Source organism: Natronococcus roseus (assembly GCF_043677095.1).
GTDB classification, from domain to species: Archaea; Halobacteriota; Halobacteria; order Halobacteriales; family Natrialbaceae; genus Natronococcus; species Natronococcus roseus.
Genome location: NZ_JBHLJR010000003.1, coordinates 180,751 through 192,649, shown reverse-complemented (window position 1 = coordinate 192,649; position 11,899 = coordinate 180,751). Strand labels below are relative to the sequence as shown.

At 65.0% G+C, this 11,899-nt stretch carries 11 protein-coding genes and 1 tRNA gene; 5 read left to right on the top strand and 7 right to left on the bottom strand.

From position 1 onward, the window contains the following. Window positions 1–31: 31 nt before the first annotated feature. Together ACFEMD_RS08935 and ACFEMD_RS08930 are read right to left on the bottom strand one after the other, a co-directional pair. Window positions 32–1,516, bottom strand: coding sequence for a dihydrolipoyl dehydrogenase (locus tag ACFEMD_RS08935; RefSeq protein WP_394740673.1), 1,485 nt, complete (start codon window positions 1,514–1,516; stop codon window positions 32–34). Window positions 1,517–1,620: 104 nt separating this feature from the next. Then, window positions 1,621–1,839 carry a type II toxin-antitoxin system HicB family antitoxin gene (locus ACFEMD_RS08930; protein WP_394740672.1) on the bottom strand — a complete coding sequence of 73 codons (219 nt, stop codon included), beginning with the start codon at window positions 1,837–1,839 and terminating at the stop codon, window positions 1,621–1,623. 534 nt (window positions 1,840–2,373) lie between these two features. Between ACFEMD_RS08930 and ACFEMD_RS08925 the strand changes: the two genes are divergently transcribed. Then, window positions 2,374–3,780 (top strand): signal recognition particle protein Srp54, encoded by a 1,407-nt coding sequence (locus tag ACFEMD_RS08925; protein WP_394740671.1) that lies wholly within the window; start codon window positions 2,374–2,376, stop codon window positions 3,778–3,780. 170 nt (window positions 3,781–3,950) lie between these two features. On the opposite strand, the gene ACFEMD_RS08920 is transcribed toward ACFEMD_RS08925, so the two are convergent. Continuing rightward, the gene (locus ACFEMD_RS08920; protein WP_394740670.1) at window positions 3,951–4,364 is read right to left on the bottom strand and encodes an RNA-binding domain-containing protein; all 414 of its coding nucleotides are present in this window, start codon (window positions 4,362–4,364) and stop codon (window positions 3,951–3,953) included. Further along, window positions 4,361–4,948, bottom strand: coding sequence for an AAA family ATPase (locus ACFEMD_RS08915; protein WP_394740669.1), 588 nt, complete (start codon window positions 4,946–4,948; stop codon window positions 4,361–4,363). The genes ACFEMD_RS08920 and ACFEMD_RS08915 overlap by 4 nt, the downstream gene beginning before the upstream one ends. A 418-nt stretch (window positions 4,949–5,366) precedes the next feature. Here ACFEMD_RS08915 and ACFEMD_RS08910 point away from each other — a divergent pair, with 418 nt between their 5' ends. The 3 genes from ACFEMD_RS08910 to ACFEMD_RS08900 all read left to right on the top strand — a co-directional run bounded on the left by ACFEMD_RS08910 (window position 5,367) and on the right by ACFEMD_RS08900 (window position 7,923). After that, the gene (locus tag ACFEMD_RS08910; RefSeq protein WP_394740668.1) at window positions 5,367–5,888 is read left to right on the top strand and encodes a hypothetical protein; all 522 of its coding nucleotides are present in this window, start codon (window positions 5,367–5,369) and stop codon (window positions 5,886–5,888) included. 229 nt (window positions 5,889–6,117) lie between these two features. Beyond that, window positions 6,118–6,192: transfer RNA gene (locus ACFEMD_RS08905), tRNA-Arg, on the top strand. Between the two features lie 546 nt (window positions 6,193–6,738). After that, window positions 6,739–7,923, top strand: a complete 1,185-nt coding sequence (locus ACFEMD_RS08900) for a C45 family autoproteolytic acyltransferase/hydolase (protein WP_394740667.1) — start codon at window positions 6,739–6,741, stop codon at window positions 7,921–7,923. Between the two features lie 38 nt (window positions 7,924–7,961). Here ACFEMD_RS08900 and ACFEMD_RS08895 read toward each other — a convergent pair whose 3' ends face one another. Then, window positions 7,962–9,047, bottom strand: a complete 1,086-nt coding sequence (locus tag ACFEMD_RS08895; protein ID WP_394740666.1) for a glutamate--cysteine ligase — start codon at window positions 9,045–9,047, stop codon at window positions 7,962–7,964. A gap of 304 nt (window positions 9,048–9,351) precedes the next feature. Between ACFEMD_RS08895 and ACFEMD_RS08890 the strand changes: the two genes are divergently transcribed. After that, window positions 9,352–9,855, top strand: coding sequence for a hypothetical protein (locus tag ACFEMD_RS08890; protein ID WP_394740665.1), 504 nt, complete (start codon window positions 9,352–9,354; stop codon window positions 9,853–9,855). A 209-nt stretch (window positions 9,856–10,064) separates the two neighbouring features. On the opposite strand, the gene ACFEMD_RS08885 is transcribed toward ACFEMD_RS08890, so the two are convergent. Both ACFEMD_RS08885 and ACFEMD_RS08880 read right to left on the bottom strand, forming a co-directional pair. Further along, the gene (locus ACFEMD_RS08885; RefSeq protein ID WP_005554639.1) at window positions 10,065–10,478 is read right to left on the bottom strand and encodes a universal stress protein; all 414 of its coding nucleotides are present in this window, start codon (window positions 10,476–10,478) and stop codon (window positions 10,065–10,067) included. A gap of 328 nt (window positions 10,479–10,806) precedes the next feature. Further along, on the bottom strand, window positions 10,807–11,898 hold the full coding sequence (locus ACFEMD_RS08880; protein ID WP_394740664.1) for an aminopeptidase: 1,092 nt from the start codon (window positions 11,896–11,898) through the stop codon (window positions 10,807–10,809). Window position 11,899: the final 1 nt, after the last annotated feature.

The window sequence follows — 11,899 nt, the reverse complement described above, 5'->3', positions numbered from 1 at the left end:
TTGGATACGTAACGTGACTATGATAAATAAATCACTCGTCACCGACGTCCCGCCAGTCCGGGGCCGTCGAGTACGGACTCGTCGAGAGTTCGTCGAACGCCGCGTAGACGACTTCCGAGAGCGCCGGGTGGACGTGGACCGCGTTCGCGACGTCGTCGACGGTGCCGCCGCCGCTCATGGTCGCGACGACCTCCTGGATCAGCGTCGGCGCCTGCGGACCGACGACGTGACAGCCCAGGATCTCGCCGTCCAACCCCGCGAGCACCTTGACGAACGCCTCGTCGGAATCGAGGATCACCCCCAGCGGCGCGGCGTCGTAGCTCACGCGGGCCGACTCGTACTCCCGATCGTCCGCCTCGAGTTCCCCCTCCGTTCGGCCGACGCTCGCGACCTGCGGCGAGGTGAAGACCGCGTGGGGCATCGCCCCGTAGTCGACCGTCCGCTCGACCGTCTCGAGCACGTTCGTCGCCACGATTCGGGCCTCGTAGTCGGCCGCGTGTTTGTAGGGTTCGTCGCCGAGAACGTCGCCGAGCGCCCAGACGTCGTCGACGGTAGTCTCGAGACGCTCATCGACCTCGACGTGACCCTTGTCGTCCGTCTCTACGTCGGTGTTCTCGAGCGCGAGCGTGTCGGTGTTGGGCCGTCTCCCGGCCGCGACCAGGACGTCGTCGGCCTCGAGGTCGACCGCCCCGCCACCTCCATCGCTATCGGCCCCGCTGTCGTCCGCGGGTTCCGCGGTGACCGTCACCCCTCTGCCGTCCTCCTGGGTCTCGACGGCCTCGTAGCCGGTGTAGAGATCGCAGTAGCGCTCGAGCCCGTCGGTCACCGCGGCGCTGACGTCGTCGTCCTCCCGCGGGACGAGCTGCTCGCTCCGGCCGACGATCGAAACCTCGGTGCCGAGGGCGCCGAAGAAGTAGCCCAGCTCGGTCGCGATGTAGCCGCCCCCGATGACGACGAGTTCGTCGGGTCGCTCGTCGAGGTAGAGGGCGTCGTCGCTGGTCAGAAAATCGACGTCCTCGAGGCCGTCGACGGGCGGAACCGTCGGGCGACCCCCGACGGCGACGACGACCGTTTCGCCCCGGATCCGTTCGGGGTCGTCGCCGCTCGCGTCGTCGAAACCGTTCTCGGGCACACCGTCGACGGGATCGACCTCGAGTTCGCACTCGTCGACGAACCGCCCCTCGCCGCGGTAGAGCGCGACGTTCTCGCCCTCCTCGAGCGACTCCGCCTGGCGCTCGGCCTTCCCGTAGACGGCCTCGCGGATCGACGAGGTGATCTCCCCGTATGAGACGCCCTCGAGGGTAGCATCGACGCCGAACCGCTCCGCGCGATAGATCTCGTCGACGACGTCGGCCCGGTGGATGAGCGCTTTCGAGGGGACACAGCCTCGCGTGATGCAGGCGCCCCCGAGGGGTCCCGGCTCGATCACGGCCGCCTCGAGGCCCTCCTCGGCCGCCGCGGTGGCTACCTGGCTTCCCGACCCGCCGCCGACGACCACGACGTCGAACTCGTCCATATCGTGTATCCGACCACGTTTCTCACCGTAAAACGCCGGTGTGCGTGTGAAACGGACCGTCGAACCGCGGTTCGACGGCGACGGGATCCGGAGCCGTCGGTTCGCTACAGCCAGTCGTCGCCGGTGTCGTCGCTCTGGCCGTCCGTGTAGGTGGCGACGGTTTCCGCGAGGTTCGCGATCGCCGCCTCCTCGGAGGGGCCCTGGCTCGAGACGCCCGTTACCTCGTCGTCGGCGATGTAGAGGCCGTCCTCGAGGCGGACGGTGACGTCGGCGTGCGCGAGGGCCGGGTACTCTCCGGTATCGATCTCCGGTTCGGTTGGCATGCTCGAACGTTGTCGCCGGAGGGCTGAAATACTCTCCGACGCCGGAGTTCGGATCGTCGGTCGGACCGTTGCGCAGACAGGCGTACTGAACAGCCGCGAACACATTGAATAACCGCCGCCCGGGTCGCTGTTGCGCCGGAAACGACCTACAGTAAACCGTATGAGGGGGCTGGGTCGCTCGGCGAGCCGCAGCCGTCGAGCGGGCCAGAGGCTTTCGTAGTGGTACCGACGGAATGTCCGTTTTGCTCGCACGAACACGCTGAACGGCCACACCCTCCCCGGCCGATTCACTCGGTCACTCCGATCCCTCGTTCATCCCTCGCACGGTATTCTCCGCCAGAATCTCGCTGTCGCTCGATCCTGACGACAGCACGCGCCACCGCGACCGGATCGTTCGATTTCGCGACACGCGGTCGGCAACACACGGGTAACTCGTCCCATCTGCGTCGACGAGTTTGGGGGCGGCCTGCAACGAACAGGGGCGCTGGCGGTCGAGAAAAAGCCTTTAACGCCGTCGCCACGTACACCGAGCAAATGGTACTCGACGATCTCGGGAGTTCTCTGCGGGGCACACTCGACAAACTCCGCGGGAAGTCACGGCTCAGCGAGGAGGACATCGAGGAGATCGTCAAGGAGATCCAGCGCTCCTTGCTCTCGGCCGACGTCGACGTCTCGCTCGTGATGGAGCTGTCGGACAACATCAAAGAACGGGCCCTCGAGGAGGAACCCCCGGCCGGCACCCCGGCGCGGGACTTCGTCCTCCGCATCGTCTACGAGGAACTGGTCGACCTCATCGGCGAGTCGACGGACCTGCCCCTCGAGGAGCAGACGATCCTGCTGGCGGGCCTCCAGGGATCCGGGAAGACCACGTCCGCGGCGAAGATGGCGTGGTGGTTCTCGACGAAGGGTCTCCGTCCGGCCGTGATCCAGACCGACACGTTCCGGCCCGGCGCCTACGACCAGGCAAAGGAGATGTGCGAACGCGCCGAGGTCGACTTCTACGGCAACCCGGACAACGACGATCCGGTCGAGATCGCCCGCAACGGGCTCGAGGAGACCAGCGAGGCCGACGTCCACATCGTCGACACGGCGGGTCGCCACGCGCTCGAGGACGACCTGATCGACGAGATCGAGGACATCGAGGATACGGTCGACCCCGACAAATCGCTGCTCGTGCTCGACGCGGCGATTGGGCAGGGCGCGAAGGAGCAGGCCCAGCAGTTCGACGAGTCGATCGGCATCGACGGCGTCGTCATCACCAAGCTCGACGGGACCGCCAAAGGCGGAGGGGCATTGACGGCGGTCGATCAGACCGACTCCTCGATCGCCTTCCTCGGGACCGGCGAGGAGGTCCAGGACGTCGAGCGGTTCGAGCCCGACGGCTTCATTTCCCGGCTGCTGGGGATGGGCGACCTCGGTCAGCTTGCCGAGCGCGTCGAGCGGGCGATGCAACAGACCGACATCGAGGACGACGAGGAGTGGGACCCCGAGGATATGTTGACGGGCCAGTTTACCCTCAACGACATGCAAAAGCAGATGGAGGCGATGAACAACATGGGTCCCCTCGACCAGGTGATGGACATGATCCCCGGCTTCGGCGGCGGGATCAAGGACCAGCTCCCCGACGACGCGATGGACGTCACCCAGGAGCGGATGCGCGCGTTCAGCGTCATCATGGACTCGATGACCGAGACCGAAAAGGAGTACCCGAAGGCGATCGGCGCCGACCAGATCGAGCGCATCGCTCGCGGCTCGGGGACGAGCGAGGAACAGGTTCGGGAGCTGCTCCAGCAGTACAAGATGATGGAGCGCACGATCAAGCAGTTCCAGGGAATGGGTTCGGACAAGGAGATGCAGCGGATGATGCAACAGATGCAACAGGGCGGCGGCGGTGGCGGTGGCGGTGGCGGCGGCATGGGCGGGATGGGACCGTTCGGATAACTCCCGGAGCGCTCGCTCGAGAGCAAACTCCGACGTAGGCGGCCAGTAAACCGATCGTTTCCTTCCCGTGTTGACGGGTGTCGACTGGACCACTATCGGTATCTCCGAACCGAACTCGCACTTGGCCGAGGAACGAGGCTCTGACCGTCCGAGACCGATCCGGTCTCCGGTCAGGCGTCGACGGGTCGGCCGTCCTCGGTCGGGGGAGCGACGTGGTCGACGTAGCTCTCCACGTCGGGTTCGTGAACGCGAACGCGGACGGCGATCTCGCCGAGCTCGTCCGGTTCGCCGACCGAGAAGTTGACCCGGTCCTCGAACGCCGCCTGCTTTTTCAGGGCAAACGAGAAGGCGTCACCCTCCCGGTTCCCGAAGAACTCTCCACGGGCGGTGTCGAGGATTTCCTGTCGGTGGAGCAGCTCCGAGAAGTGATCCAACGAGTGGACCTCGCCTCTGATCTCGCCGAACTCCTCCTCGAGGTCGGCGTTCGGGAAGACGTTCGTAACGGCGTCGGCGACGCGGCTCGTTACCTCGGTGTCGTACACTGGTGCGGTGATCTCGACGTCGACGCTGTAGATCTGGCTCATGGCTGGTGGGGTTCGGTTTCCTGCTCGTCGCTCTCGCCCGCTTCCTCGCGGATGATCGTCCGGATTCGCTCGTGAAACGCCTCGAGCGAGTCGGTGTTCTCGATGACGACGTCGGCTCGGTCCATCGCGTCGTCCATCCCGAACCCGCGCTCGCGTTCGTCGCGTTTCTCGAGGGGCTCGCCGCCGTCGTTCGCGCCGGCGTCCCGGCCGCGCGCGTCGATGCGTTCGGCTCGCACGTCGAAGGGCGCTTCGATGCTGACGAGCGTGAACGCGTCGCCGAACCGATCCTCGAAGGTGTCGACCTCGACGCCCGATCGGAGTCCGTCGACCAGTACGGCCTCGTGGTCCTCGAGGCGGTCGTCGATCATCGGCAGCGAGCGTTCGGCGATCGCCGCCGGACCGTTCTCCTCGCGCAGCGCCTGGGCGACACCCCCGTGGTCTTTGGCGGGATCCAATCCGCGGTCGGCCGTCTCCTGGCGGACGACGTCGCCCATCGTCACGACGGGAATCCCTTCCTCGCGCGCGACGGTGGCGGCCTCGCCCTTACCGCTTCCGGGCAGTCCCACCGTTCCGATGACGTGCATCGGACGAACGTACCGTCGAGACGTGCATAAGGGCTGTGTTCGTCGCGAGCATCGATCGAAACACGGAGTCGACCGCGGGCGTCGACCCCGGTTGCTGTGAAACAACCTCATTATGAACCGATGTAGGTCGTCCGTTATATTCCCTTCTCCTGGGAGCACAGCGGCCCTCGGAGGGGAAATACGGATCTCGGGATGGCCGGTAGAGTCGGAACGACGACCGGTCGTGCTTTCAGTTGCGAAACAGCGGGCGTGTTCGCAACCGTTTATCGAGTCGAACTGGTCAGCTCAGAACTCATTTAAATCGAAACCAACCGTCGAAACGGAGTGTACCCGTTATTTACTAGCCCGGTCTTCGGGACAGACGCGTACTATGGCAAAACTCGATAGACGGAAATTCACGATGGCAGTCGGTGCTGGTATGGTTGCGGCAATTGCTGGCTGTGCCGACGACGAGGAGGAAGACGACGATCTCGAAGACGATCCCGAAGAGAACGGGATGGACGACGAGAACGGCATGGACGATGAGAACGGCATGGATGACGAGGACGACGACCTCGAAGACGACGATGACGCCATGGACGACGAGGACGACGACCTCGAAGACGACGATGACGCCATGGACGACGAGGACGACGACCTCGAAGACGACGATGACGCCATGGACGACGAGGACGACGACCTCGAAGACGACGATGACGCCATGGACGACGAGGACGACGACCTCGAAGACGACGATGACGCCATGGATGACGAGGACGACGACCTCGAAGACGACGATGACGCCATGGACGACGAGGACGACGACCTCGAAGACGATGACGACGCCATGGACGACGACGAGGACGACGGCCTCGAAGAGGACGACGACGCCATGGATGACGACGAAGACGACGACCTCGGCGACGACGACGAGGACGACGACGCTCTCGGGGACGACTGAACAGGCTGACGCAGTGGGCTGACGTCAGTTTGGGTCTTTCCCTTTTCGACCTTCGAGCCGTTCGGACCGATAGCCACGCGTATATCGCGAGTACCCGGCACGGGTTCGGTCGCCGGGAAACCATGGTGTGTCACGACGGCGGGGCGACGTGGTGGTCGCTATCCGCACGCTTTTCGCAGGCAGCCGAATCCCAACCGCTTATATCGCTCGATGGACGACCCCTACTCGAGGGCACGTAGCTCAGTCCGGAAAGAGCGTCGGACTTCTAATCCGACGGTCGTGGGTTCAAATCCCATCGTGCCCGTACAGCGAACGAAGTAAGCGAACCGACACGTGGAGTTTGAATGAGACCGAGGTTCTGCGCTCGCGCAGGTTCTCGGGCGTGGTTCAAATCCCATCGTGCCCGCTGATTCTACGACGAGCGAACGCGAGGAGTGAATCACGAACCGACAGGATCGAAGCCCGCCAATCGCAACGTCCCGCTGGATCGTGCAGGGGTCGTAGCGTCCTGCGGCGTGTCCGTAACCGCTCAGTAGCACCAGTTGTATCATCACGAACGATTTGATAACCGGATAAACCAGACACGAAGCCTAACTGTATAGGGTATCCGACCGCTGACCTCTCGAGACACTGATCGGTACTGAGGTCTCTACGGTCCGGCTTTTCCGTTTCTCGGACCGAAATAACCGTATGCTACCTGCGCGAACGCCGGGCGACTGTCCGGGCTCGGCTCCCGTCGTGATCGCTGCGGATAGTCCAGTCGACTCCTGGGACTCGCTTACCCGAACTGATGCGGGTCGATCGCCTATGCAGGCAGCCGATACAACTCGCTCGAGTCGCTGTCACGAGTATGAACGAACCGACCGCCGAGACGGTCGCCGGCGCGGAGACGTTCGCCGAACAGGCCCGACGGCGCGCGGAAACCGAGCGGGGGGCCGTGGAGTGGGCCGTCGACGAACTCGGATCCGAGATCGACGAACAGGGGATCGAACTCGAGCCGCTGCTCGAGTACGCCCGACGGAGCCGCGAGAGCCTGCCGGATCGCCACCGCCGGGCGTACGAGGCGATGGCTGCGGCGTTCGACGTCGATTCGGCTGTCTACGAGGCGTACGTCCTCGCGTACTCGGAGCTCTGCGAGGAGCTGGCCGACGGAGAGGGCCGTTCCGAGAAGAATCCGAAGGGGTGTACGAACGTGCTCGTCGCCCCGCCGTCGGAGTCCGAGACCCCCGTCGACGCCGGTGCCGATTCGGCATCCGGTGGACCGCTCGTCCTCAAGAACCGGGATATCGCGGGCCGAGGAACCCGTCCGAAGTCGATCGTCGAACAGCCGCCGATCGGCGACTACTACGGGTTTCTGACGGTCGACACCTGTGGAACCATCTCCATCTTCAAGGGAGTCAACGATCGAGGACTGGTCGCGGCGAACACCTACATCGACAGCGAGCGAGACGACGTCGATCCCGAGAACCAGCTCCGCAACGGAACCGTCATCCGGGTCGTGCTAGAGGAGTGTGCCACCGTCGAGGAGGCCCGGGCGCTGCTCGAGTCCGTCCCGACCCGTCAGCTGTGCGGACAGACGCTGTTTCTCGCCGACGACACCGATGCCGTCTTACTCGAGATCGATCCGGCTACCGAGCAAATCGCTGCCGACGAGGCGCCCGTTGTCGCGCGAACGAACCACTTCGTGCTGTCGTCGTCGACAGAGACCGAGAGTTCGCTCAGGCGGCGACGCAGGACACTGTCGCTGCTCGACGGAAGTGGGTATCCCGGCCGAGACGAGCTCTGGGCGGTCGCACGGGATCACGAGAACGGTCCCGGTGACGACTCGATCTGCCGGCATCCGGAACCCGAAACGGACGAACCGCACGCCTTCGGCCAACTGACGACGGCGAGTGCGGCCGTCTTCGAGGGCGGCTCGCCGGAGATCGACGTCGCGATGGGAAACCCCTGTATGGGGCAACGGACACAATGGTCGTTCGGGGACGAGATCCCGGCCGATCTTCGAACCGGACGGCGGTGGCTCGAGCAACAGTAGCGATCGACCGTAGTCGGCCTGGAGCCGAAAAACAGAGCTTAAGCGCGAACGCGCGACTGGTCGAGATCGATCTCGAGCTGCCTTGCAGCCTCGAGTCGCAGTCGCTTCGCTCGCCGTTTCGTTATCCGCGAGTCGGGCAGTCGGTCCGCGAGCGGATCGTACTCCTCGGGAGAGAACCCAAGCTTCCGCAGGTACCGTCGCACGCTCGAGTTCTCGAGACCGTCGTGGATCGCGGCGTCGGTGACCGTTTCGACGGTTTCGAACTCGGGAAGGGGAATTTCCTCGCCGGTGGCGTCGGCCGACGGCTCGGCGCCGGCGACGACGGTCCCGCGGGCATCCGCGTGGGTGACGATCGATCGAACGGCCTCGGCCAGTTGAAGCACCTGACTCGGCAGGGCCGCGTCCGGCGATCGCCACTCGACGGTCGGCATCGCCTTCCGCAACCGAACGGGGGTCCAGACCGCCTCGTACGGATCGAACTCGGCGTCGAACTCGTCCGGCTCGACGCCGCGCTCGAGGGCGCGCTCGCGGAACGTCTCGTAGGCGTCCTCGAGGTGTTGTTCCCACTCGGCGACGCTGTCGACGTAGGGCCAGAGCTGGCCCTGTTCCGGACAGGCGTCGTAACACGAACGCCGGTAGAGGTAGGGGCGTGCACACGCGGCGATCCGCTCGCCGCGGTAGTGCGACGAACTGTTGACGAGGGCGAACGCGGGGTCGATCGCCGTCAGGGCGTTGAGCTGATCGGCGACGTTCGACTGCTCGAAGTGTACGTGCGTTCCGGCACAGACGCGAGCGTCGTCGAACGTCGGTCCCACGATCCGACGCTGGAGCTCGGTCCCTCGCTTCTCGCGGTACGGTATCTCGGCCGGCGAGGCGTACAGCGGGGTCGCCAGCGGAACGAGTCGCTTGTTTTGTGCGCGTGCCGCGTCGACGACGCGCTCGATCCGATCGAGGAACTCCGCGCGGAGTTCGGTCATCGACGTACACGGGGTGGTCTTGATCTCGAGCATCGGCTCGACGAATTCGGGGTCGATCCCCTCCGCGACGTCGAGCAGTGTTCCGGGTGGTACCAGATCGCCGTCGTCGTCGACGACCCAGTACTCCACCTCGAGGCTGGTTTTCATAGGGGGTTCTCCGTTGAGCTGCGGTCGTTTGACCCTCGGACGGGCTGTCGTCGGGTCGGTGCTGCAGTCGGGCGTGGTCCGTCGAACCGTCGGACGACGTCCTTTTTTTCTCTCCGGGTGCCAGCCTAAGCCAGTCTGTGGTGAACCGCTTGAGCCTGCATATCAAGGGAAGCTACATCCTTCCGGACCGAACTTGCGTTACGGCACGGAGTAGTATTTGAGTGCAACTCGTCGCCTTCGGCGAGTGTCGCCCGCTTCCGAACGTTGGGTCGGTGCTTATTCACTCTCGGCCCCTCCCTCCGGTATGGCCGCAGTCGGGACGACCAGGCGACGACTGCTTTCGACGCTCGGTACTGCCGGAGCGGTCCTCGCGGTCGGCTGCGTCGGGTCCGGCGAGGACGCGGAAGACGCCGGCGACGAGCCGATCGTCGACGAGGCCGAAGCGCTCGAGAACGACACCCACCCCGACACGTGGCGGGACGTCGCGGAGATCCACCTCGACGCCTACGTCGGCGGTTGGGTCGGGGTCGACCCGTCTCACATCGACCGCGTCGAGAACCCGACGCTGGTGCTGTTCGAGGATCGATCGTACAAGATCTCCGTCGAGAACCGGGACAACGTCAAACACAACCTGGCGATCTGGGATCGAGCCGACGAACGAATCGGGGCGTACGCCACCGATATCGTCGCCGACACGGGAGCGACCGAGACGCTTGCGTTTACCGCGACTGACGAGATGGCGACCTACATCTGCGAGCACCAGCCCAGGATTCAGCTCGGCGATCTCGAGGTTGTCGTCGACGAGTAGCGTCCCGCGTCTTCCGTCTGACGGGCGGTTCTCGATTCGTGACTGATCGGATCAACGCTTAGTAGCGAGTCGTCGGTGGGGCGCCATGTGTGGACTACTTACGGCCGAGGTGGCGATCGTTGCGGGTGGCTCGAGCGGTCTCGGACGCGTGATCGGTCGGCGGTCGACGGGAACTGAGCAACACGCAGTGATCGTCGGCGCCGCGACCGCTAGCGAACCACGGTTACCGGAACCGGCGCGCGGCGGACGATTTTCTCGGCGACGCTGCCGAGCAAGACTCGGGAGACACCCTCCCGGCCGTGGCTGCCGATGACGATGTGGTCGACGTCGTGTTCCTCAGCGAAGGCCACGACCTCGCGCTCGGGTTTTCCGACGGCCGTCTCGGTTCGAAACTCGGTCTCGCTCGTATCGAGCGGTTCCGTAACGTCCTCGAGGGAGCCCGAAGCCTCTTGCTCTCGGTCACGGAGCGCTTCCTGCAGGAGATTGACGCCGGCCTCTGTCGAGCCGTCCGCAGCCTCGACGACGCGCAGCAGGACGATCTCCTCGTCGGCGTGGGAGTCGAACGCGTACTCTACGGCCTTCTGTGCCGACGCCGAACCATCGTATGCGACGAGTACTGCCATACGCTACTCTACCCAGTTCCGAACCATAAACGCGATGCACGAACCCTGCCCTCGGTCCTCGCTCCGCTGCTTCGACCGCTGCCTTCTCCGCGGAGGTCACAGGGGCACGGTTTCGACTCGAGTACCCCGTCGTTCGGTCCTCGCCTTTCTCCGCGGCTCGCAGAGCCCGTGGTTCCGGTTCGAGGGCTTCGCTGCCGTTCAAACGCCGCCGTCTCCACGGCTCGCGATGCTCGCCGTTCCGACTCGAGGTCTTCGCTGGCGCTCAGACCTCGCCCTCCTCGCGGTTCGCGGTGCTCACCGCTCGGTATTTCGGCGTTTTCGCTGCCGCTCAAACGCCGCCCTCCTCAAACCGGAAGGTGCCATCTCGCTGGACGACCTCGCCGTCGATTTCGATAAGCGAATCCTCGCTCATGTCTACGATCATGTCCACGTGGACGGCGGACTCGTTGGCTTCGTTGCCCTCGCCGACGGTGTCGTCGTAGGCTCGGCCGACCGCCATGTGGACCGTATCCCCCATCTTCTCGTCGAACAGCATGTTGTACGTGAACCGATCGATGTCGCGGTTCATCCCGATGCCGAGTTCGCCAAGCCGGCGGGCGCCGTCGTCGGTCTCGAGGACGTTCGTCAGCACGTCCTCGTTCTTCGCCGCCGAGTGCGAGACGACCTCGCCGCCCTCGAACTCGAGGTAGACGTCCGTGATCTCCCGACCCTGGTGGTACAGCGGCATGTCGAACAGCACCTCGCCCTCGACGGAGTCGGGCTGGGGTGCGGTGAAGACCTCGCCGCCGGGGAGGTTGTGCTCGCCGTGGTCGTTGATCGTCGGGTTGCCGTCGATCGACATCGTGACGTCGGTCGTCTCGCCGCTTTTGATGCGGATCTCCTCGCCGGCGTCCATCAGTTCGACCATGTTCGCCTGGTGTTCGCGCTGGGCCTCCCAGTCCTTGTTGACGGCGTCCCAGACGAACCCCTCGTATGCCTCGGTGCTCATCTCGGCGAGCTGGGCGTTCGCGGGCGCGGGGAACTGCGTGAGACACCAGCGGGTCGAGAGCCGTTCCTCGAGGATGGGCTGGTGAGCCTGTCGGTGGGCTGCCTGGGTTTCGGGGTCGACGTCGCTGGTCTGGGTGACGTTGTCGGTGGCCCGAATCGCGATGTAGACGTCGGTGTTCTCGATCAGCGCGAGCTCGTGTTCGGGCGTCTCGAACTCGTCTTCGGCCGCGCGAAGGTAGGCGCGCTGTTGCCGTTTACCGGTTCGCTGGCTGGTCGTGATCGGGTTCGCCCCGCGGTCGCCGATCACCTCGTGGAGGGCGACGACCAGGTCCTCGGCGACGGGGTGGGCGTCGACGACGACGTTGTCCCCCTCCTGGAGATCGACAGAGTGGTTCGCGATGATCTCGGCGTGCTCGCGGATGCGTGGGTCCATG